The organism is Pantoea sp. EKM101V (assembly GCF_011800325.1).
Classification (GTDB): Bacteria; Pseudomonadota; Gammaproteobacteria; order Enterobacterales; family Enterobacteriaceae; genus Pantoea; species Pantoea anthophila.
The window spans coordinates 72,816-93,266 of sequence record NZ_JAALFP010000009.1; the positions used below are offsets into that span (position 1 = coordinate 72,816).

General features: G+C 57.6%; 21 protein-coding genes. 14 read left to right on the forward strand and 7 right to left on the reverse strand.

Annotated elements, in window-relative coordinates; genetic code table 11:
- Nucleotides 1-348: 348 nt before the first annotated feature.
- The gene (locus HFD92_RS14995; protein ID WP_009087132.1) at nucleotides 349-1,746 is read left to right on the forward strand and encodes a sugar porter family MFS transporter; all 1,398 of its coding nucleotides are present in this window, start codon (nucleotides 349-351) and stop codon (nucleotides 1,744-1,746) included.
- Between the two features lie 69 nt (nucleotides 1,747-1,815).
- Here the strand turns inward: HFD92_RS14995 and HFD92_RS15000 are convergent, their stop codons facing one another.
- On the reverse strand, nucleotides 1,816-3,084 hold the full coding sequence (locus HFD92_RS15000; RefSeq protein ID WP_167429190.1) for an O-antigen ligase: 1,269 nt from the start codon (nucleotides 3,082-3,084) through the stop codon (nucleotides 1,816-1,818).
- Nucleotides 3,074-4,180, reverse strand: coding sequence for a glycosyltransferase (locus HFD92_RS15005; RefSeq protein WP_009087134.1), 1,107 nt, complete (start codon nucleotides 4,178-4,180; stop codon nucleotides 3,074-3,076). Before HFD92_RS15005 ends, HFD92_RS15000 begins: the two co-directional genes overlap by 11 nt.
- Before the next feature lie 249 nt (nucleotides 4,181-4,429).
- Here HFD92_RS15005 and HFD92_RS15010 point away from each other — a divergent pair, with 249 nt between their 5' ends.
- The 6 genes from HFD92_RS15010 to ruvX all read left to right on the forward strand — a co-directional run bounded on the left by HFD92_RS15010 (nucleotide 4,430) and on the right by ruvX (nucleotide 8,641).
- Nucleotides 4,430-4,942: a SprT family zinc-dependent metalloprotease gene (locus HFD92_RS15010; RefSeq protein ID WP_009087135.1), complete on the forward strand. Its 513-nt coding sequence runs from the start codon at nucleotides 4,430-4,432 to the stop codon at nucleotides 4,940-4,942.
- Nucleotides 4,943-5,017: 75 nt separating this feature from the next.
- A complete protein-coding gene (endA, locus tag HFD92_RS15015; RefSeq protein WP_009087136.1) occupies nucleotides 5,018-5,722 on the forward strand; it encodes a deoxyribonuclease I in 705 nt (234 codons plus the stop codon).
- Between the two features lie 69 nt (nucleotides 5,723-5,791).
- Nucleotides 5,792-6,523: a 16S rRNA (uracil(1498)-N(3))-methyltransferase gene (gene rsmE / locus HFD92_RS15020; protein WP_009087137.1), complete on the forward strand. Its 732-nt coding sequence runs from the start codon at nucleotides 5,792-5,794 to the stop codon at nucleotides 6,521-6,523.
- A 103-nt stretch (nucleotides 6,524-6,626) separates the two neighbouring features.
- Complete coding sequence (gene gshB, locus HFD92_RS15025; protein WP_046102511.1) at nucleotides 6,627-7,571, forward strand: glutathione synthase; 945 nt, start codon at nucleotides 6,627-6,629, stop codon at nucleotides 7,569-7,571.
- Nucleotides 7,572-7,658: 87 nt separating this feature from the next.
- On the forward strand, nucleotides 7,659-8,222 hold the full coding sequence (locus tag HFD92_RS15030; protein ID WP_009087140.1) for a YqgE/AlgH family protein: 564 nt from the start codon (nucleotides 7,659-7,661) through the stop codon (nucleotides 8,220-8,222).
- The gene (gene ruvX, locus HFD92_RS15035; protein ID WP_009087141.1) at nucleotides 8,222-8,641 is read left to right on the forward strand and encodes a Holliday junction resolvase RuvX; all 420 of its coding nucleotides are present in this window, start codon (nucleotides 8,222-8,224) and stop codon (nucleotides 8,639-8,641) included. Before HFD92_RS15030 ends, ruvX begins: the two co-directional genes overlap by 1 nt.
- On the opposite strand, the gene HFD92_RS15040 is transcribed toward ruvX, so the two are convergent.
- On the reverse strand, nucleotides 8,635-9,639 hold the full coding sequence (locus tag HFD92_RS15040; protein WP_009087143.1) for a type IV pilus twitching motility protein PilT: 1,005 nt from the start codon (nucleotides 9,637-9,639) through the stop codon (nucleotides 8,635-8,637). The genes ruvX and HFD92_RS15040 overlap by 7 nt on opposite strands.
- Before the next feature lie 14 nt (nucleotides 9,640-9,653).
- Here HFD92_RS15040 and HFD92_RS15045 point away from each other — a divergent pair, with 14 nt between their 5' ends.
- The 4 genes from HFD92_RS15045 to hemW are packed head-to-tail and all read left to right on the forward strand — an operon-like array spanning nucleotide 9,654 to nucleotide 12,675.
- The gene (locus HFD92_RS15045; RefSeq protein WP_167429191.1) at nucleotides 9,654-10,361 is read left to right on the forward strand and encodes a YggS family pyridoxal phosphate-dependent enzyme; all 708 of its coding nucleotides are present in this window, start codon (nucleotides 9,654-9,656) and stop codon (nucleotides 10,359-10,361) included.
- A 12-nt stretch (nucleotides 10,362-10,373) separates the two neighbouring features.
- Entirely contained in the window at nucleotides 10,374-10,928 is a 555-nt protein-coding gene (locus HFD92_RS15050; RefSeq protein WP_009087146.1) for a YggT family protein, read from the forward strand.
- Between the two features lie 21 nt (nucleotides 10,929-10,949).
- Nucleotides 10,950-11,543: an XTP/dITP diphosphatase gene (locus HFD92_RS15055; RefSeq protein ID WP_009087148.1), complete on the forward strand. Its 594-nt coding sequence runs from the start codon at nucleotides 10,950-10,952 to the stop codon at nucleotides 11,541-11,543.
- A complete protein-coding gene (gene hemW, locus HFD92_RS15060; protein ID WP_167429192.1) occupies nucleotides 11,536-12,675 on the forward strand; it encodes a radical SAM family heme chaperone HemW in 1,140 nt (379 codons plus the stop codon). The genes HFD92_RS15055 and hemW overlap by 8 nt, the downstream gene beginning before the upstream one ends.
- Before the next feature lie 36 nt (nucleotides 12,676-12,711).
- Here the strand turns inward: hemW and HFD92_RS15065 are convergent, their stop codons facing one another.
- The 3 genes from HFD92_RS15065 to trmB form a co-directional block, all read right to left on the reverse strand.
- Entirely contained in the window at nucleotides 12,712-13,428 is a 717-nt protein-coding gene (locus HFD92_RS15065) for a DUF2884 domain-containing protein (RefSeq protein WP_009087151.1), read from the reverse strand.
- 138 nt (nucleotides 13,429-13,566) lie between these two features.
- On the reverse strand, nucleotides 13,567-13,893 hold the full coding sequence (locus HFD92_RS15070; RefSeq protein ID WP_009087152.1) for a YggL family protein: 327 nt from the start codon (nucleotides 13,891-13,893) through the stop codon (nucleotides 13,567-13,569).
- Entirely contained in the window at nucleotides 13,893-14,612 is a 720-nt protein-coding gene (trmB, locus tag HFD92_RS15075) for a tRNA (guanosine(46)-N7)-methyltransferase TrmB (protein WP_046102515.1), read from the reverse strand. Before trmB ends, HFD92_RS15070 begins: the two co-directional genes overlap by 1 nt.
- 154 nt (nucleotides 14,613-14,766) lie before the next feature.
- Between trmB and mutY the strand changes: the two genes are divergently transcribed.
- The 3 genes from mutY to mltC are packed head-to-tail and all read left to right on the forward strand — an operon-like array spanning nucleotide 14,767 to nucleotide 17,257.
- The gene (gene mutY / locus HFD92_RS15080; protein ID WP_009087156.1) at nucleotides 14,767-15,855 is read left to right on the forward strand and encodes an A/G-specific adenine glycosylase; all 1,089 of its coding nucleotides are present in this window, start codon (nucleotides 14,767-14,769) and stop codon (nucleotides 15,853-15,855) included.
- Nucleotides 15,852-16,124 (forward strand): oxidative damage protection protein, encoded by a 273-nt coding sequence (locus HFD92_RS15085; RefSeq protein WP_009087157.1) that lies wholly within the window; start codon nucleotides 15,852-15,854, stop codon nucleotides 16,122-16,124. Before mutY ends, HFD92_RS15085 begins: the two co-directional genes overlap by 4 nt.
- 53 nt (nucleotides 16,125-16,177) lie before the next feature.
- Nucleotides 16,178-17,257: a membrane-bound lytic murein transglycosylase MltC gene (gene mltC, locus HFD92_RS15090; RefSeq protein WP_009087159.1), complete on the forward strand. Its 1,080-nt coding sequence runs from the start codon at nucleotides 16,178-16,180 to the stop codon at nucleotides 17,255-17,257.
- A gap of 861 nt (nucleotides 17,258-18,118) precedes the next feature.
- Here mltC and HFD92_RS15095 read toward each other — a convergent pair.
- The gene (locus tag HFD92_RS15095; RefSeq protein WP_046102516.1) at nucleotides 18,119-20,272 is read right to left on the reverse strand and encodes an ornithine decarboxylase; all 2,154 of its coding nucleotides are present in this window, start codon (nucleotides 20,270-20,272) and stop codon (nucleotides 18,119-18,121) included.
- Between the last annotated feature and the right edge of the window lie 179 nt (nucleotides 20,273-20,451).

A 20,451-nucleotide genomic window follows, 5' to 3' on the forward strand; every position in this document is an offset into this window, starting at 1 on the left:
GTTTTCTAATCTCAGCTACACTTCATTGCGCTTTTTCTGACAACAAAATGTTAACGATTACAAATTGAAATGCTTTGTTTATCTGACATTTAAGATTTAACGCACGTGGTTATTCTGTTCAAAATGCGTTATTTTCAGCGTCGTCTGATAGCCAATAAATAGAGCATTGTCAGAAACTTAATGAGTGCTATACCTCACTGGTTAATTAATCTTTACGGGTAAAATATGCTGAATTTCAGGGTTTCAGCGTGTGTAAGCGATTACACTGATGTGATCAGACTCACTTTTTTCCCGTAAAAGGTTTTTTAACATTGATAAAAACAATGATGGATAAACCTGGAGGCTAAAATGCCTGGCAATACACACAAAAGCAGAACTTCAAATAAGGCGATGACCTTATTTGTCTGCTTTCTGGCAGCCCTTGCGGGTCTGCTGTTCGGTCTGGATATCGGCGTGATTGCCGGTGCCCTGCCGTTTATCGCAAAGGACTTCAACGTTACCGCTCATCAGCAGGAGTGGATCGTCAGTTCCATGATGTTTGGTGCTGCGGTGGGGGCTATCGGCAGCGGCTGGATGTCCTCCCGCCTGGGCCGTAAAAAGAGCCTGATGGCCGGTGCGATTCTGTTCGTTATCGGTTCTCTCTGGTCGGCGATGGCGCCAAACCCGGAAATGCTGATCAGCGCCCGCGTATTGCTGGGTCTGGCAGTCGGTGTCGCCTCTTATACCGCCCCGCTTTATCTTTCTGAAATCGCTCCAGAAAAAATTCGCGGCAGTATGATTTCGCTCTATCAGCTGATGATCACCATCGGGATTCTGGGTGCTTACCTGTCTGATACCGCCTTCAGCTTTACCGGCAACTGGCGCTGGATGCTGGGCGTCATCACCATCCCTGCCCTGCTGCTGCTGATCGGTGTCTTCTTCCTGCCAAACAGCCCACGCTGGCTGGCGGCGCGTGGCAACTTCCGCGATGCACAACGCGTACTGGACCGTCTGCGCGACACCAGTGAGCAGGCAAAACGTGAGCTGGATGAGATTCGTGAAAGCCTGAAGATCAAGCAGTCTGGCTGGGGTCTGTTCACCAGCAGCAGCCACTTCCGTCGTGCCGTCTACCTCGGCATTCTGTTGCAGGTTATGCAGCAGTTTACCGGTATGAACGTCATCATGTACTACGCACCTAAAATCTTTGAAATTGCCGGCTTCGCCAACACCACGCAGCAGATGTGGGGTACGGTCATCGTCGGTCTGGTCAACGTGCTGGCGACCTTTATTGCCATTGGCCTGGTGGATCGCTGGGGCCGTAAACCGACCCTGATTCTGGGTTTTATGGTGATGGCTGCCGGTATGGGCGTGCTGGGAACGATGCTGCACTTTGGCATTACCTCGCCGGGCGCACAGTACTTCGCGGTAGGCATGCTGCTGATGTTCATCGTTGGCTTCGCGATGTCAGCCGGTCCGCTGATCTGGGTACTCTGTTCTGAAATTCAGCCGCTGAAAGGCCGCGATTTCGGTATCACCGTCTCGACCACCACCAACTGGATCGCCAACATGATCGTGGGTGCGACCTTCCTGACGATGCTGAATACCCTGGGCAACGCCAACACCTTCTGGGTCTACGCGCTGCTTAACCTGTTCTTCATTCTGCTGACGCTGATGCTGATTCCGGAAACCAAAAACGTCTCGCTGGAACACATCGAACGTAACCTGATGGCCGGTAAAAAACTGCGCGACATCGGTGCACGCGACTAACCGTTAAGCACTAAAAAAAGGGCGGGGTTTCTCAGGAAACCCCGCCCTTTTTATTGGTTCAGCCCCTTATCATACCGGGGTGACCCGCACGTCCGGCCGGGGCCGCGGCAGGCAGCAGAGCGCCAGCGCCATGATAAAGATGGTGGCAGTCTGGTTATAGGGCAGCACCGAATCGGTCAGCCCGGTGATAAACAGCGCCAGCATCGGCAGCGCCGCCCCGCGCAGATCGCACTTCTTCAGCCAGCCCGCCAGCATCGTCAGATAGAGCAGCGCCAGCGACAGCGTCCCCAGCCATCCCTGTAACGTCGTCACTTCGAGAAACTCGTTGTGCATGTTGTATTTGACGTTGGTGTAGCCTTCCACATTGAGCGGATAGTGTTTGATGATGAACTGACGCGCCTCCGTGGTGCGCGCATCCGGCGTTGCGAAGCCGCCGTGATGCTCAATAAAGTTCATCGCTCCGCCCCAGATCGCCACGCGTGCACCCAGCGAGGTCGAGCTGTTGGAGCCAAAGTTCTCAATATCCTGCACCCCTTCCACCCAGCGGTTACTGGTCATCAGGATCAGCAGCGCCACGACGCCCACCGCCAGCGTGCCGACGCGCCAGTTAGTGAGCAGCGACAGCCGGTAACTCTGCACCACAAACAGCAGGCCTGTGGCGATCAGCGCAATCAGCGTCACGCGGGTCGCACACAGGTAGAGCAGCGCGAAGGTGACAGCCAGCACCACCACATCGGCAACCTTCCAGTAGCGATGCGTCTCAAAACGACTCAGCCACAGCCAGGCGCAGTAGATAAACAGAATCATGTAGGAGGACATCGACGCCGCTTCAGTCGTGAGTTTGATGCGGATGTTCGCGGTGTAGAGATGCTCATGAATACCGAAGCCCAGCGTAATCAGCAGTCCGATCAGAATCAGCACTTTCCCGATACGCAGCGTGGTCAGTGAAACCCGATCGCCATAAATAGCCAGGCTGAGGAGAATAAACGCGCCCAGCAACAGCCGCTTCGCGCCCAGCAGATAGTTGCCGATATTGGTTATCGCATCGGTTGAAGGGGCGGTCTCAATCCCCTTAACGTGAAGGGCCCAGAACAGACGGATCAGGGCAAAGATAACCAGAACAGCGAACAGCGCGAGATAAAAACCCGCGCCCCTGAAGTCGATCCGTCTGCGCACCAGGCCATAGAGTATGGAGGCAACGGAGAGATAGGAGACGAAGTAGAATATTTTTTGCGGCAGACCGGTAACAAACATATTCAGTGAGAGTGCCAGGCAGAGCGCAATCACGGAGAAATTAACCAGTAACGTTAATCCATTGCGTTCGGTTTTATTCGTCATGCTTAACCTCAGTAAGGCGATTAAGCACGGTCATCAGGTGCTTCATATAATTTTCCTCATAAAAACCGGTGATGCTCGCTTTAATAACCTGATGGTCAGGGAAACGGAAATCCCCGCTCATGGCGTTGAGAATAGCGGCCAGCGCCATGCTGTCATTGACAGGGTAGAGCTGACCATTGTGACCGTTCTGAATAATTTCCGCCGGACCGCTGATGCAGTCGGATGAGACGCAGTAGACGCCGCGCGACATCGCCTCCAGCAGGATCAGCGGGAACCCCTCAAAGTTGGAGGTCATGAGCAGACAGCTGACCTGTCTGATGTGGTGGAGGACATACTCCCAGGCGTTCTCCTGCCAGCCATGCCAGGTGATGCGATCCGCAATCCCAAGCTGCGCCGCGTAGTGCTGGCACTGCGCCAGATCCTCGCCATCTCCCACCATCTCCAGCGTCCAGGGGACGCTGACCTGCTGCAGGGCATCAAACAGATCTTTCAGCTGTTTCTGTCGCTGGAAGTGGATGCGCCCGATATAGAGAAACTTCAGCCCCTGCGGGCGGCCAATGACCACCTCAGTGCGCTTTACCGGGTTATAGATCACATCAACGTCTGTATCGCGGGCACCCAGATCCACCAGCTGCTGTTTAATCTGCTGGCTGATGGCGAAATGGTGATCGGCCCGCAGCAGATAATGGGGACGGTAACGTTCACGCGGGGGCAGATGCATCCAGCTCGACAGCATGATTTTACGGCCGGAGAGGCTGATGGCGCGGCGCGTCATCAGGCAGGGAATCGTATTCAGGGTCAGGACATGATCGGGCTGATAGCGGCGAAAAAAGGCGGCCATTCGCAGCGTATGAATCAGATTTTTTATCTTTTTGTTGCGCAGCGTGCAGACGCTCTCGGCTAAAACAGCGTTGGCGGTCCAGGCACGGGAGTGGCTCTCTTCGCCGCTGTTGATAATAAACAGCCCCGCTTCCGTTCCGGCCTCTGCATTCAGCGCGGTAATCAGCTGACCGGTCACATTCTCCATACCGCCGCGACCTGCCATTAAATCGGTCACCAGCACAATGCGCTGCTTCCTGATGTTATTATTTTTCATTGCGTTGTCCGTACACTGTGCCTGTCGCATCTCATCGGTTCACGCTGCAGTGAACCTTATCAATAGGATATTCTAAAAACGCCGATAACCATATTTAATCCGGAAATTTCCGCCGCTGCCGCGCCGCGTCTGACCACCCTGTGGCCGCCGCCTGCCGTGCCGGAAACGGGGCGGCAGATTATAGCCACGCTGCTGCCATTTTCGCGGGTCAGGTTGAGTTCCCGGGCAGCGATGATTATCCTGAACGCCATGAAAACACCTCGTCTCCCTATTGCCCTGCAGCAGGCGGTGATGCGCTCGCTGCGCCAGTCGCTTGCGCGTGCCAATCAGGCCCTGAAAACGGACTACCCGGAACCTGCCCTGCTCTACCAGCAGCGCGGCACGGCGGCGGGCACGGCCTGGCTGGCCGCCTGGGAAATCCGCATTAATCCGGTGCTGCTGCTGGAAAATCAGCAGGCGTTTATTGATGAAGTGGTGCCGCATGAGCTGGCGCATCTGCTGGTCTGGAAACAGTTTGGTCGCGTTGCGCCGCACGGCAAAGAGTGGAAGTGGATGATGGAGCAGGTGCTGGGCGTGCCGGCGCGGCGCACCCATCAGTTTGAGATCGCTTCCGTGCGCAGCAAGACCTTTGCCTATCGCTGTCAGTGCCAGCAGCACCAGCTTACGGTGCGGCGCCACAATCGGGTGGTGCGCAAAGAGAGTGAGTATCGCTGCGTGCACTGCGGAAGCCTGCTGACCGCGGGCGAGTTTGTGCCAGCCTGAGACTAATCCCCATTCCGCCCTATTGGACATTCTGTTAACCTGCCGCCCTTTTTTGTACTGAACAGAAGCTGGAATATGTCTCGCATTTTAAGTCTGGCGGTGGCGTTGCTGTTTGCCCCTGCCGCTGACGCTATCAACCTGAATAACTATCATCAGAATAACTTTCAGCAGGCCAAAACCTTTGCTGCGGCGATTAACGCCGATGCACCGGGCTCCTTTTACTGTGGCTGTAAAATTACATGGCAGGGAAAAAAGGGCATTCCCGATCTCAACAGCTGTGGCTATCAGGTGCGCAAAAATGCGAATCGCGCCGCACGCATTGAGTGGGAACATGTGATGCCTGCGTGGGAGTTTGGACATCAGCGCCAGTGCTGGCAGGACGGTGGCCGCAAAAACTGCAACAAAGACCCCGACTATCGCCGCATCGAAACCGATCTGCACAACCTGCAGCCTGCGGTGGGTGAAGTGAATGGCGACCGCGGCAACTTCGCCTACAGTCAGTGGAACGGCAGCGAGAAGCAGTATGGTCAGTGTGAGATGAAGATCGACTTCAAACTGAAACAGGCGGAGCCGCCTGCGCGGGCGCGGGGCGCGATTGCCCGCACTTATTTCTATATGCGCGACCAGTACCATCTGCGCATTTCGCGCCAGCAGACGCAGCTGTTTACCGCCTGGGATAAGCTCTATCCTGTCACGCCGTGGGAGTGCGAACGCGACCAGCGGATTGCCAGGGTGCAGGGCAATCACAATCCTTATGTGCAGCAGGCTTGCCAGCGCTAAAATCCCTGCCCTACACTAGCTCTTTTCCCATGACGCCGCTGCAGCGCGGCGTCCGGTCTCAGGAACCTTATGCGCATACCTCGCATCTATCACGCCGCGCCTCTGAACATCGGCAGTGAAATTACTCTGGATGAAGATGCATCCAACCATGTGGGCCGGGTCCTCCGGATGACGGCAGGCCAGCGTCTGGAACTCTTTGATGGCACTAATCTGACTTTTGCAGCAGAGATCACGCATGTTGATAAAAAGCGTGTAAAAGTATCGGTCACAGAGAGCCAGCCGGACGATCGCGAGTCACCTCTGCATCTGCATTTAGGTCAGGTGATGTCGCGCGGTGAAAAAATGGAATTCACTATCCAGAAATCAATTGAACTGGGCGTGAACGTCATTACACCCTTGTTTTCCGAGCGCTGTGGCGTAAAGCTTGATGCTGAGCGTCTGGCGAAGAAGATCCAGCAGTGGCAGAAAATTGCGATTGCCGCCTGCGAGCAGTGTGGCCGCAATCGCGTGCCGGAAATTCGTGAAGCGATGACGCTGGAAGCCTGGTGTGCGGAAGCGGACAGCGGTCTGAAGCTCAACCTGCATCCGCGTGCCAGCCAGAGTATCAACACGCTGCCACAGCCTGTGGAGCGGGTCCGGCTGCTGATTGGCCCGGAAGGCGGCCTGTCAGCGGACGAGATTGCGATGACGGCGCAGCACGATTTTACGGACATCCTGCTTGGCCCACGGGTTCTGCGAACCGAAACCACCGCGCTGACCGCCATTACGGCACTTCAGGTGAGGTTTGGCGACCTGGGTTAAGCGATACTTTCGGCGGTGAGAGAGCAGGCATAGTGTCCTGACTGTTCGGCCCACTGCAGACCGAACCGAACGAGGCGATCAACGCCTTACCGAGGAGATAATAATGATTAAGCTTGGCATCGTGATGGACCCTATTTCGTCCATCAATATTAAAAAAGACTCCAGCTTCGCCATGTTGCTGGAAGCACAGCGCCGTGGTTATGAAATTCACTACATGGAGATGCACGATCTCTCGATGCGCGGTGGCGTCGCCTCTGCCCGCACCCGCCTGCTGAGCGTTGAGCAGAATGCGGATAGCTGGTATCAGTTCGGCAGCGAGCAGGAGATCCCGCTGGCTGACCTGAATGTGATCCTGATGCGTAAAGATCCCCCTTTCGACACCGAGTTCATCTATGCGACCTACATTCTGGAGCGCGCAGAAGAGCTGGGAACGCTGATCGTGAATAAACCGCAGAGCCTGCGTGACTGTAACGAAAAGCTCTACACCGCCTGGTTTGCGGAATTCACGCCTGAGACCCTCGTGACCCGCCGCAAAGAGCAGCTGCGCGCCTTCTGGCAGGAGCATGGCGACATCATCATGAAACCGCTGGATGGCATGGGCGGCGCCTCTATCTTCCGCGTGAAGCAGGACGATCCTAACTTTGGCGTCATCACGGAAACCCTGACCGAGCACGAAAGCCGCTTCTGCATGGCGCAGAACTATATCCCGGCTATCAAAGAGGGTGACAAGCGTGTGCTGGTCGTGGATGGCGAGCCGGTCCCTTACTGCCTGGCGCGTATCCCGCAGGGCGGTGAAACGCGCGGCAATCTCGCCGCCGGTGGGCGCGGTGAAGCCCGTCCACTGAGCGAAAGCGACTGGGAAATTGCGCGCCGTGTTGGCCCGACGCTGAAAGCAAAAGGACTGATTTTTGTCGGTCTCGACATCATCGGTGATAAACTGACTGAAGTTAACGTGACCAGCCCGACCTGCATTCGTGAAATTGAGGCTGCGTTCCCGATCTCCATCACCGGCATGTTGATGGATGCCATTGAGAAACGCCTGGGCTGAGCAAGACGCCGGGGCGAGGCTCCGTGATCAACCCAATACCGGTGCGGCCGTCGCGTGCCGGTTATTTTTTTGGTACATCGTGTGAGAATGAATTTACAACATCACTTTTTGATTGCCATGCCTTCATTGCAGGACCCTTTCTTCAAGCGTTCCGTGGTCTATCTCTGCGAACATAACGAAGAAGGTGCAATGGGACTGATCATCAATAAACCCATGGAAAACCTGACGGTTGAAGGCATTCTGAAGAAGCTGAAAATCTCTGCTGACGATCGCGACCCGGCCATCAGGCTGGATAAGCCGGTTTTCACCGGTGGCCCGCTGGCGGAAGATCGCGGCTTTATTCTGCACTCAGCGCAACGGACTTTTACCTCCAGCATTCGTGTCTCCGACAACACCGTCATCACCACATCCCGTGACGTGCTGGAGTCGATTGGCACCGCCTCTCAGCCCACAAATGTGCTGGTGGCGCTGGGGTACTGCGCCTGGGAAAAAGATCAGCTGGAGAATGAGCTGATGGAAAATGCCTGGCTCACGACCCCCGCCAACAGCAATATCCTGTTCCAGACGCCTATCGCAGAGCGCTGGCGCGAAGCGGCGCGCAGTATCGGCGTCGATATTCACAACATGGCCAGCGACGCCGGACACGCCTGATGTCAACGCAAACACTGTTAGGTTTCGACTTCGGCACCAAAAGCATTGGTGTCGCCGTCGGTCAGCAACTCACCGGCAGCGCCCGCCCCCTGGCGGCGCTGAAAGCCCAGGATGGTACGCCAGACTGGCTGCTCATTGAAAAGCTGCTGAAAGAGTGGCAGCCCGATTTCGTGGTGGTGGGTTTACCCCTCAATATGGATGGCACTGAACAGCCGTTAACGGCCCGGGCGCGAAAATTTGCCAATCGCCTGCACGGTCGGTTTGGCATCCGGGTCGAGCTACAGGATGAGCGCCTCAGCACCGTCGAAGCGCGTGCGGGTCTCTTCGAACGTGGCGGTTATCGTGCGCTCAGTAAAGGATCGGTGGATTCACAGTCGGCCGCCATCATTTTGCAGGACTGGTTCGAGAACCACTACTGACCTGACGCGATCAGTCCGGCAGCCTCACGCGCCAGCCTGCTCTGCTCAAAGGTTTGCATACCGGCCTGTGCGCCGGTCTGCAACAGAGCAGGGATCTGGTGCATCTTGCCCTCACGAATCAGATGAGTGATGCCCGGTGTCGCAACCAGGATCTCAAACAGCCCGATGCGCGATCCGGCAACGGCAGGCACCAGCCGCTGCGCAATGACCGCTTTCAGGCTGCCCGCCAGCTGCGTTCGCACCAGCGGTTTCTCCTCCGCCGGAAAAACATCCACCAGCCTGTCCACCGCCTGCGCCGCGCCGCGGGTGTGCAGGGTTGCCAGCACCAGATGCCCCGTTTCCGCCGCCGTCAGCGCCTGACGGATGGTGTCGCTGTCGCGCAGCTCGCCCAGCAGAATCACATCGGGATCTTCCCGCAGCGCCGCTCTGATGCCCAGTGAGAAAGAGGGGCAGTGCAGGCCGATTTCACGCTGCTGTATCAGCGACTGCTGGCTGTGGTGGATAAATTCAATGGGATCTTCCAGCGTGATGATATGGCGGGCATGCTGGCGATTCAGCGCATCCACCAGCGCCGCCAGCGTGGTGGATTTGCCGCTTCCGGTCGCCCCGGTGACCAGAATCAATCCATCCTGCTGCTCCAGCAGCGTCGGCACCACGGCGGGAAGCTGCAGGCTCTCCAGCGTGGGGCAGACCGCAAAGATAAGGCGCAGCGCCAGCGACAGGCCGTTGCGCTGCATAAACAGACTGGCGCGCAGACGCTGACCGTCGGCGAGGCTCAGGGCGAAATCGATCTGCCCGTCACGCGCCAGCTGCTGGCGCTGGGGTTCACTGAGCCAGCGGGCCATAAACTCCGTCATCCAGGCGGCCGAGAGCGGGCCCTGCTGCGGAATCGCCTCCAGCCTCCCCTGCCGCCGCCAGTAGGGCAAATGTCCGCTGCAAAGGTGCAGATCGGCCGCATTATGCTTTACACTAAGCGCCACCATTTCATCCAGATTCATAATGTCTCCTGACTATGACCTCAATCCAGCACAACCTACAGCAAGTCCGGCAGCGCATTGCGGCCGCTGCCGCGCGTTGCGGCCGCGCACCAGAAGAAATTACCCTGCTTGCCGTCAGTAAAACCAAACCTGCGAGCGCGGTCGAAGAAGCCTTTACCGCGGGTCAGATCGCCTTTGGCGAAAATTACGTGCAGGAAGGGGTTGAAAAGGTTCAGGCGCTGGCCGCACATCCGGAACTGGAGTGGCACTTCATCGGTCCGTTGCAGTCCAATAAAAGCCGACTGGTGGCGGAAAATTTTGCCTGGTGCCACACCCTTGACCGTCTGCGCATTGCCCAGCGGCTCAACGATCAGCGTCCCGCCTCACTGCCACCGCTGAATGTGTTAATTCAGGTAAATATCAGTGACGAGACGAGTAAATCTGGCATCATGCTGGAGGCCATTTCCGGGCTGGCAGAGGCAATAGCGGCCCTGCCGCAGCTGCGACTGCGGGGATTAATGGCGATTCCGGCGGCGGAGAGTGACTACACGAAGCAGCTGGCGGTGTGTCAGCAGATGGCGGAAGCATTCCGTCAGCTGCAGCAGCACTATCCGCATATTGATACGCTTTCGCTGGGAATGAGCGATGACATGGAGGCGGCCATCGCCGCAGGCAGTACGATGGTGCGCATCGGCACCGCCATTTTTGGCGCACGCGATTATGCGCACAACTCACAAAAATAACAGAGGAACTTCATGTTAACACTGACGTTTTTAGTAAAAACGCTGATCGATCTCTACGTCATGGTGCTGCTGCTGCGCATCTGGATGCAGTGGTCACGCTGCGATTTTTATAATCCCGTGGCGCAGTTCGTCGTCAAAGTCACGCAGCCGATTGTTAAGCCGCTGCGCCGCATCATTCCGGCACTGGGGCCGATTGATACCGCCTCGCTGCTGCTGGCCTTTGTCCTGACCACGCTGAAATACCCGATTTTACTGCTGATTCAGGTGGGCGTGTTCTCGGTTGATCCGACCAACCTGCTGGTCGGCCTGCTGTCGCTGATTAAATCGGCCGGTTATCTGGTCTTCTGGGTGATCATCATTCGCTCACTGATGAGCTGGATCAGCCAGGGTCGCGGCCCGGTCGACTACCTGCTGGTGCAGCTGACTGAACCGATGATGGCACCGATTCGCCGTATTCTGCCTGCCATGGGCGGTATCGATTTCTCCGCGATGATCGTCATCCTGGTGCTGTATGCCCTGAACTTTCTCGGCATGGACCTGTTCCCGGGTCTCTGGTACCTGCTGTAAATGAATCAAACTGGAACTGTTATGCAAAAAGTTGTGCTCGCCACCGGTAATCCCGGCAAAGTGCGTGAACTGGCGGAGCTACTCTCCGCCTTTGGTCTGGATATCGTCGCTCAGAGTGACCTGGGGGTTGAGTCGGCGGAAGAGACCGGCCTGACCTTTATCGAGAATGCCATTCTCAAAGCGCGTCACGCGGCGCAGATCACCGGACTGCCGGCGATTGCCGACGACTCCGGCCTGGCCGTGGATGCGCTGGGTGGCGCGCCTGGTATCTATTCGGCGCGTTACGCCGGAGAAGATGCCAGCGATCAGCAGAATCTGGAGAAGCTGCTGCAGGCGCTGGAAAACGTGCCGGACGGTCAGCGTCAGGCGCAGTTCCACTGCGTGCTGGTCTATCTGCGTCATGCGGACGATCCTACGCCGCTGGTGTTCCACGGCAGCTGGGAGGGGGAAATTACCCGTTCCGCTGCGGGTGCCGGTGGCTTTGGATATGACCCGATTTTCTCTGTTCCGGCGCTGGGTAAAACGGCCGCTGAACTGAGCAAAGCGGAAAAAGGTGCTGTTTCTCACCGGGGTAAAGCATTGACGCTGCTGCTGGAAGCGATGCGTAATGCCTAATCTGCCGCCGTTAAGTCTCTATATCCATATTCCGTGGTGCGTTCAGAAGTGTCCCTACTGCGATTTTAACTCCCATGCGCTGAAGGATGAGGTGCCGCACGTTGAATACGTGCAGCACCTGCTACGCGATCTGGAGATCGATCTACCGCTGATTCATGGCCGCGAAGTGCGCACCATCTTCATTGGTGGCGGCACCCCCAGCCTGCTGAGCAGCAGCGCGATGCAGATGCTGATGGATGGGGTGCGGGCGCGTCTGACGCTGGCTCCCGATGCGGAGGTGACCATGGAGGCCAATCCGGGCACCGTGGAAGCCGATCGCTTCAGCGCCTATCAGCGCGCCGGCATTAACCGTATTTCGATTGGCGTTCAGAGTTTCAGTCCGCAGAAGCTGCAGCGCCTCGGCCGCATTCACGGGCCTGACGAGGCGACCCGTGCCGCCCAGCTGGCACAGTCGCTGTCGCTGCGCAGCTTCAACCTCGACCTGATGCACGGCCTGCCGGACCAGTCGCTGGAAGAGGCGCTCGACGATTTACGTCAGGCGATTGCGCTCAATCCTCCGCACCTCTCCTGGTATCAGCTGACCATTGAACCCAACACCCTGTTTGGTTCCCGTCCGCCGGTGCTGCCGGATGATGATGCGCTGTGGGACATTTTCGAACAGGGCGATCAGCTGCTGCGGGAGGCCGGTTATCAGCAGTATGAAACCTCCGCCTACGCGAAGCCGGGTTATCGCTGTGAGCACAACCTTAACTACTGGCGTTTCGGCGACTATCTGGGGATCGGCTGTGGCGCACACGGCAAGCTGACGCAACCGGATGGCCGCATTGTACGCACGGTGAAAACCCGTCATCCGCGTGGATTCATGCAGGGAAATTACCGCGAGAAGCAGTATGAGGTGGCCGACAGCGACAAGCCGTTTGAATATTTCATGAACCGCTTTCGCCTGCTGGAAGCAGCACCGCGCGACGAGTTCAGCCGCTACACCGGTCTGTCAGAGCAGGCGATCCGTCCGCAGATGGATGCCGCGATCGCTGCGGGTTATGTGACGGAAACCGTGCATCAATGGCAGATTACAGAGAAAGGAAAACTGTTTCTGAATTCGCTGCTGGAGCTGTTTCTGGCGGAAGAGTAATAAAGGCGCCTCAGCCCGGCAGGCTGAGGCGTGATACTATTTTTTCAGGGCGCCCGTCAGCTGCTTACGCTGATCTTCCAGCGAAATGACGCGATTACAGACCTCGTGACCGAAGTTCTGGAAATCCTGCTCCTGCTTGCTCCACTCAGCCTGAATCGACTGCTGCAGACCGCCAAGATTTCCCATAATCGCCTGCAGCGGATTGCTGCCGCCACTGCCCTGCTTACTGCCCATCTCATTCAGGCTATCCTGCATGACGCCGCCCAGCGTCGACTGAACCAGCCGCTCCCCTTCCGCGCGCACCTTATCGATCGCCTGATGGTGGAACGTCAGCCCGTCGTCACGGTGCTCGATGATGCGGTTCATCTGCTGTTTCAGCTGGCCATTCAGCGTGCTCAGGCGATTGCGGACGTTGCTGTCGGTGCCCAGTTTCTCCACGATAACCCGATCCAGTGCCGCACGTCCTTTCTCCAGACGTGAGGTCGCCCCGCTGTCGATCCACGGCAGATCGCGACGCAGCGCGTTCTGGTAATCGATCGCTTTCTGGCGTTCCGCTGTGCTCAGCGACACCTTCTGCCCGTTGAACTGCACGTCGCCCTGCGGCGAGATCTCAAGATTGCCGTTGGCACCGACCACCTGCACGCTCTGCGGCTTAATCACCACATCATCCTGCGGCTTAACGCTGCATTCATAGGCTGCCTGAGCCTGGGTCGCTGCTGCCAGCAGCACAGCAAGAAGCGCTTTACGCATCATATCTACTCCCTAACATCTGGTGCGGAACCGTTCAGCAATCGGGCCTCAGCCCGACACCGTGTTTCTTAAAACCGGGCCGGCGGACTGATGTTCTGCCCCATCCGGGATGGCAGACCAGCAGCCTGACCGACCTGACCTTTAGTCCCACCAGACGTCGAAGAGTTCCGTCATCTGCACATCCTGCAGCTTGTGATCTTCCAGCCATTTGCGGACCAGAGCGCGATGCTCCTCGGTGCATTTGCCGGTTTTCTGCAGGCAGACCAGACCTTCCCACACCAGGTAACCGCTGCCATCAAAAGCCAGACCGTTAGGATCGATCGCTTCGTTGATGAACTGGTTGAGCGTCTCATCAATTTCACTTTCGCTGGTGCCTTCCGGGAAGCGCCAGGCAACCGAGAACCCCAGCTCCTGAAACTCATCAATGTGCAGTTTTTTGCGTAAACGGCGGCTGCGTTGTGTGGCCATTATTTCACCCTCTCAAACATTAAATCCCATACGCCGTGGCCTAAACGCTGCCCGCGCTGCTCAAACTTGGTCAGTGGACGCGTCTCAGGACGCGGCACATAATTCTGTTGTTCTGACTGGTTACGGTAACCATCAATGCTGTTCATCACTTCCAGCATATGCTCCGCGTAGGCTTCCCAGTCGGTCGCCATGTGGAAAACGCCGCCCAGCTTCAGTTTACGCATCACCAGTTCGGCGAAAGGCACCTGGACGATACGGCGTTTGTTATGACGCGCTTTGTGCCACGGATCGGGGAAAAAGAGCTGAACCATGCGCAGCGAGTTATCCGGGATCATCTTCTCCAGCACTTCCACCGCGTCATGACACATCACCCGCAGGTTCTGTACATCCGCCTCTTTCGCGGCGGCCAGACAGGCTCCCACGCCCGGCGCATGCACTTCAATACCCAGGAAGTTCTGATGCGGCGTGTTCTGCGCCATGGTGACCAGCGACGCGCCCATACCAAAGCCAATCTCCAGCGTCACCGGTGCCTCGCGGCCAAACAGCGCGACTAAATCGATCGGCTCCGGCTGATATTCCACCCCCATGACCGGCCACAGGGTGTCCAGCGCCTGCTGCTGGCCTTTGGTTAAGCGACCCTGGCGGCGCACAAAGCTGCGGATCCGGCGCAATGGCCGCCCGTTCTCATCAAATTCTGGGGTGATGACGTCATTAATCATGTAAAAGCCTGCTGGTTAGCCTGTTCCGGGAAACGGGCATTATGCAAAGTTCATAAGCAGAAGCAAGCCTTTGCAATCTTCCGGTTTACACCCAGGTGCGCATGTGCTGGAATTCCTGCCTGAGTGTAGAGTAAACACGGAAATTTTCCTTCTTATGATGCAAGCGCCGCAGTTCGCGCAACAGGTGCTGGACTGGTATCAGCGCTTTGGCCGCAAAACCCTGCCCTGGCAGCTGGAGAAAACACCTTACAAGGTGTGGCTGTCTGAAGTGATGTTACAGCAGACCCAGGTTGCCACGGTTATTCCCTACTTCGAACGCTTTATGGCGCGCTTCCCCACGGTCAGCGATCTGGCGGCGGCACCGCTGGATGAGGTTCTGCATCTCTGGACCGGCCTCGGCTACTACGCCCGTGCGCGTAACCTGCACAAGGCGGCAAAACAGATTGTCGATGTTCATCAGGGCGAGTTCCCTGTGAATTTCGATGATGTCTCTGCCCTGCCCGGCGTAGGCCGATCGACGGCGGGGGCGATCCTGTCGCTGTCACTGGGACAGCACTTCCCGATTCTGGATGGCAACGTCAAGCGCGTGCTGGCCCGCTGTTATGCCGTCAGCGGCTGGCCGGGCAAAAAAGAGGTCGAGAAGCGGCTCTGGCAGATCAGCGAAGAGGTCACTCCTGCTGCAGGTGTCAGCCAGTTTAACCAGGCGATGATGGATCTGGGCGCGCTGGTCTGCACCCGCTCGAAACCGAAGTGCGAAATCTGCCCGCTGAACAGCGGCTGTGAAGCCTATGCCAGCAGCAGCTGGGCCAGCTATCCCGGTAAGAAGCCTAAACAGGTGCTGCCGGAGCGCAGTGGCTGGTTCCTGATGATTCAGGATGGCGATGATGTCTGGCTGGAGCAGCGTCCCCCGGTGGGTTTATGGGGAGGGCTGTTCTGCTTCCCGCAGTTCACCACCGAAGCGGCGCTGAACGACTGGCTGGCGGCGCGCGGCATCCACGCCAGACCGCAGCAGATGACGGCCTTTCGTCACACCTTCAGCCATTTCCATCTCGATATTGTGCCAATGTGGCTGGCATGGCCTTCTGTCGGGGCGGCGATGGATGAAGCAGGCGGTCTCTGGTATAACTTAGCGCTGCCACCATCTGTGGGATTAGCTGCACCCGTTGAGCGCCTGCTGCACGAGCTGCGCCATCCCCGACAACTGGCTTTGGACAGTTGTGAGATTAATGAGGAAGAAGAATGAGCCGCACCATCTTTTGTACGTTTTTACAGCGCGACGCGGAAGGACAGGATTTTCAGCTCTATCCGGGCGATTTGGGTAAGCGCATTTACAACGAGATCTCGAAAGAAGCCTGGCAGAAGTGGATGGCGAAGCAGACCATGTTGATCAACGAGAAGAAGCTCAACATGATGAATCCTGAGGATCGTAAAGTCCTGGAGAAGGAGATGGTCAACTTCCTGTTCGAAGGCAAAGACGTTCACATCGAAGGCTATACACCGCCAGAAGCGTAAATTTTCGGGCCTCATCGCTGGGGCCGGTTATCCAGGTCAGGCTTGCATTCCCAATGAATAAAAAATTAATCGCCCTGCTGGTGATAGCACCACTTTTGGTTTCCTGTTCCGGGTCGAAAAAACAGCAGTTCCACGAAGAGTGGGTAAAAGACACTAACGGCTTTGATATTCTGATGGGGCAGTTTGCTCACAATATTGAGAATATCTGGGGTATCAATGAGGTCCTGATCGCCGGACCCAAAGATTACGTCAAATACAGCGACAACTATTACACCCGCAGCCACATCAACTTTGAAAGCGGTAAGCTGACTATCGAGACGATTTCGGGCACCGATCCCATGGCCAGCCTGCGTCAGGCGATCGTAACCACCCTGCTGATTGGCGACGATCCGGGGAATGTCGATCTCTACTCCGATGCCAACGATATCGTGATCAGTAAAGAGCCACTGCTCTATGGTCAGGTGCTGGATAACACCGGGCAGCCGATCCGCTGGCAGGGCCGCGCTGAAGCCTTTGCTGACTATCTGATCCAGCACAAACTGCAGCGCCGCACGTCGGGTCTGCATGTGATTTACACCATTACAATTCCGATGGTGCCGAACCACCTGGATAAGCGTGCCCACAAATATCTGCCGATGGTGCGCAAAGCCGCCGAACAGTATGGTGTGGATGCGTCACTGATTCTGGCGATTATGCAGACCGAATCGAGCTTTAACCCCTACGCCGTGAGCCACTCCGATGCACTGGGCCTGATGCAGGTGGTGCAGCACACCGCCGGTGTTGACGTGTTCCGCATGAAGGGGAAATGGGGCAAGCCAAGCCGCAGCTATCTGCTGGACCCGGAGAACAATATCGATGCGGGCACCGCCTATCTGTCGCTGTTGCAGCGCAGCTATCTGGGCGGCATTCAGGATCCGCTGTCCCGCCGCTATGCGGTGATCACCGCCTACAACGGTGGTGCAGGCAGTGTTCTGCGCGTCTTCTCCAGCGATAAAGATCGGGCATTCGCGATGATTAACGACCTGCCGCCGAACAGGGTCTATCAGATCCTGACCAGCCAGCATCCGTCGGCGGAGTCGCGCCGTTATCTGTATAAGGTGAGTACCGCACAGCGGAGTTATCGGGGGTTCTGACTGGAGCCGCTGAAGCGAGGGGGGTTGCTGCGCGGGCGGAGTCTGAGCAGGTTTCGTTCGCCGGTGGAGTCCGGTAGTTTCAGTTTCGCCTCTGCAGGCGACCGACAAGGGGGCGCCAGTCGCCGCGCCCCCTTGACCCCGGGCTCCGGCCTGCTTCACCGCCGCTCCGCGGTCCCTTCGCTTCTTCCGGATTTCTCACGGACCGGCAGGACGCGCCATCCCTGGCGCGAACCCGCCTCTTCGCGACATCCCTGTCGCTCGTCCTGAAATCCCTCATCCGCTCAGCGGCTCAGACGGCCTCCCTCCCCGCTGTTATCTCTTCTTTTTATGTGGCTCTCTTATTGCGGTGAGAATTGTGTAGGAGCCTTGCGCTTTCAGGCCAGCAGATAGCTCTGCATCCCGGAAAACATAAGATTTCAAAGGCGAGGGTGTGGGAGAGGCATCCGGCGCGCTGAGGAGCAACCGGAGGCCAGGATGAGCCGACAGGACGTCGGCGAGAGGACGGCACGAGCCAGGGATGGCGAGTCCGGACGGTCCGTTGGCCGCAGGGCGTGACGAAGGCACCCCGCAACGCGGGGCGCAAAGGCTGCCGGACGCCGGGATTGTTAAGGGGCGGGCGTCCGCCCCTTGACGCGTCCGCCTGCACGGGGGAACTGAAACTCCCCCACGCCTGGCGGGCGAAACCTTCTCAGAGCCAGCCCACCGCCAGGTACTAACTCCCTCACGCCTGGCGGGCGAAACCCTCTCAGAGCAGCTCACCGCCAGGTGATAACTCCCTCACGCCTGGCGGGCGAAACCTTCTCAGAGCCAGCCCACCGCCTGGCAGGCGAGAGAATCTCATAGCCCCTTCGCGCAGCGAAACTACCCCCTCACCATCATATTGGCCACCAGATACTTACGTCCCTGCTCATCCTCTTCGGTGTAAACGCCCTGCAGCTCTGGCGAGAAGCCTGGCAGCAGGTTCAGCCCCTCTTCCAGGGCCAGGAAGTAGCGCTGCACCGCGCCGCCCCAGATCTCTCCCGGCACCACGCAGAGCACACCCGGCGGATAAGGCAGCGCGCCCTCGGCGGCAATCCGTCCTGCGGCCTCGGCTATTGGCACCAGCTCGACCTCACCGCGAATATACGCCTGATGGGCATCCTGCGGATTCACCCTGACCGGCGGGAACTCCGCGGCGCGGAACATCAGACGCTGCAGATCCTTCACATTGTGACTGACGTAAAGATCGTGCATCTCCTGACAGAGGCGACGCAGAGTGTAACCGGCATAGCGTTGCGCGTTTTTACGGTAGATCGTCGGCAGCACTTCGGCCAGCGGTGCATCATCCCTGACGTGCTGCTCGAACTGCGCCAGCATCGCCACCAGATTCGCCATCTTCTCCGGGCTCTCTGCTGGCGTCAGCAGGAACAGGATCGAGTTGAGGTCGCACTTCTCCGGCACAATGCCGTTTTCGCGCAGATAGTTCGCCAGAATCGTGGCCGGGATCCCGAAATCACTGTACTCCCCGCTGGCGGCATCGATCCCCGGCGTGGTCAGCAGCAGCTTGCAGGGATCGACCCGATACTGATCGCGCGCATAACCGGCAAAACCGTGCCACTTTTCCTGTGGTTCGAAGCTGAAGTAGCGCAGATCGCGGGCGATCGTCTCCGTGGGCGCATCCTGCCAGCGCTGCCCGGCCACGCGCTCCGGCACAAATGGCAGGATCATTTCGCAACGCTCCAGGATCGCTTTACGCGCATCGATCCCCAGCGTGACGCACTCATCCCACAGGCGACGCCCCGCCTCGCCCTGATGCATCCGGGCGTTAATATCCAGCGCGGCAAACAGCGGATAAAACGGACTGGTTGAGGCGTGCAGCATAAAGGCGTTATTCAGCCGTTTGTGCGGACAGAAGCGGCGCTGTCCGCGAATGTGATTATCTTTTTTGTGGATCTGCGAGGTCTGTGAAAAACCCGCCAGCTGCTTGTGCACCGACTGCGTGACAAAAATGCCGGGATCGTTCTCGTTCAGTTCTAACGTCAGCGGCGAGCAGCCTTCCATCAGCGGGATAAACTGCTCATAGCCGAGCCATGCGGAATCAAACAGGATGTAATCACACAGATGACCGATGCGATCCACCACCTGACGCGCGTTGTAGACCGTGCCGTCGTAGGTGCCCAGCTGGATGATCGCCAGACGGAAAGGCCGCGCCTCTTCTGCGCGCTGGGGCGCAACCGCCGCGATCTGCTCGCGCAGATAGGCCTCATCAAAGCAGTGCGCATCAATGCCGCCAATAAAGCCGAAAGGATTGCGTGCCGCCTCCAGATAAACCGGCGTGGCCCCCGCCTGGATCAGCGCGCCATGGTGGTTCGACTTATGGTTGTTGCGGTCAAACAGCACCAGATCGCCCCGGGTCAGCAGCGCATTGGTCACCACTTTATTGGCGCTTGAGGTGCCGTTGAGCACAAAGTAGGTTTTGTCGGCGTTAAACACCTTTGCCGCATACTTTTGTGCATCTTTAGCCGATCCTTCGTGGATCAGCAGATCGCCCAGTTTGACGTCGGCATTACACATATCCGAGCGGAAAACATTTTCGCCATAGAAGTCATAGAACTGTTTACCCGCCGGATGTTTCCTGAAGAACGCGCCGCCCTGATGACCGGGACAGGCAAAGGTACTGTTCTGCATATCAACATAGCGGGAGAGCGTCTCAAAAAAGGGCGGCAGCAGCGCCGCTTCATAGGCCTGCGCGGCCGCCTCCAGCGCAATCCACTCCTGCGGATCGCCATTCAGCTCCCCGCTGACGCCTGGCAGGTGCATCACCTCCTCTTCAAAGGCGTTGGCGACAAATACCGGCAGGTCGAATCCGGTATGACGCAGCAGTGTCAGTATGCCGCTGCGGGTATCCGCCAGCGAGACGACAACCGCCGCGACATCGGTAAAGTCGGTGTTATCCAGCGTCACCACGTCGCGCGCGGTGTTCAGAGTCAGACTGGGCGCCACAGCGGCGCTGGCAGCAATTTTCAGTGGAGTCATAAAGCGTCCCTAACGGCAGGGAGGACGTGCCCGTGGCACAATCATGGGGACAGCGCCCCGGCGAAGAATGTCAGTGAAAACCGTCAGAAGGCATTGTGCAGCCGTTGAAGAGCAGATAACCGGCCGCTGCCAGGCTGGCCTCACCGCATGGGGAACCGCAGCGTGTTCAGGAAAGAGGA

Coding starts and splice junctions, on each gene's coding strand:
- mutY (WP_009087156.1), top strand. CDS start 14,767: ATGATGCAAGCGCCGCAGTTCGCGCAACAGGTGCTGGACTGGTATCAG.
- HFD92_RS15095 (WP_046102516.1), bottom strand. CDS start 20,272: ATGACTCCACTGAAAATTGCTGCCAGCGCCGCTGTGGCGCCCAGTCTG.
- HFD92_RS15065 (WP_009087151.1), bottom strand. CDS start 13,428: ATGATGCGTAAAGCGCTTCTTGCTGTGCTGCTGGCAGCAGCGACCCAG.
- HFD92_RS15085 (WP_009087157.1), top strand. CDS start 15,852: ATGAGCCGCACCATCTTTTGTACGTTTTTACAGCGCGACGCGGAAGGA.
- hemW (WP_167429192.1), top strand. CDS start 11,536: ATGCCTAATCTGCCGCCGTTAAGTCTCTATATCCATATTCCGTGGTGC.
- mltC (WP_009087159.1), top strand. CDS start 16,178: ATGAATAAAAAATTAATCGCCCTGCTGGTGATAGCACCACTTTTGGTT.
- trmB (WP_046102515.1), bottom strand. CDS start 14,612: ATGATTAATGACGTCATCACCCCAGAATTTGATGAGAACGGGCGGCCA.
- rsmE (WP_009087137.1), top strand. CDS start 5,792: ATGCGCATACCTCGCATCTATCACGCCGCGCCTCTGAACATCGGCAGT.
- gshB (WP_046102511.1), top strand. CDS start 6,627: ATGATTAAGCTTGGCATCGTGATGGACCCTATTTCGTCCATCAATATT.
- HFD92_RS15030 (WP_009087140.1), top strand. CDS start 7,659: ATGAATTTACAACATCACTTTTTGATTGCCATGCCTTCATTGCAGGAC.
- HFD92_RS15010 (WP_009087135.1), top strand. CDS start 4,430: ATGAAAACACCTCGTCTCCCTATTGCCCTGCAGCAGGCGGTGATGCGC.
- HFD92_RS14995 (WP_009087132.1), top strand. CDS start 349: ATGCCTGGCAATACACACAAAAGCAGAACTTCAAATAAGGCGATGACC.
- ruvX (WP_009087141.1), top strand. CDS start 8,222: ATGTCAACGCAAACACTGTTAGGTTTCGACTTCGGCACCAAAAGCATT.
- HFD92_RS15070 (WP_009087152.1), bottom strand. CDS start 13,893: ATGGCCACACAACGCAGCCGCCGTTTACGCAAAAAACTGCACATTGAT.
- HFD92_RS15050 (WP_009087146.1), top strand. CDS start 10,374: ATGTTAACACTGACGTTTTTAGTAAAAACGCTGATCGATCTCTACGTC.
- HFD92_RS15000 (WP_167429190.1), bottom strand. CDS start 3,084: ATGACGAATAAAACCGAACGCAATGGATTAACGTTACTGGTTAATTTC.
- endA (WP_009087136.1), top strand. CDS start 5,018: ATGTCTCGCATTTTAAGTCTGGCGGTGGCGTTGCTGTTTGCCCCTGCC.
- HFD92_RS15040 (WP_009087143.1), bottom strand. CDS start 9,639: ATGAATCTGGATGAAATGGTGGCGCTTAGTGTAAAGCATAATGCGGCC.
- HFD92_RS15055 (WP_009087148.1), top strand. CDS start 10,950: ATGCAAAAAGTTGTGCTCGCCACCGGTAATCCCGGCAAAGTGCGTGAA.
- HFD92_RS15005 (WP_009087134.1), bottom strand. CDS start 4,180: ATGAAAAATAATAACATCAGGAAGCAGCGCATTGTGCTGGTGACCGAT.
- HFD92_RS15045 (WP_167429191.1), top strand. CDS start 9,654: ATGACCTCAATCCAGCACAACCTACAGCAAGTCCGGCAGCGCATTGCG.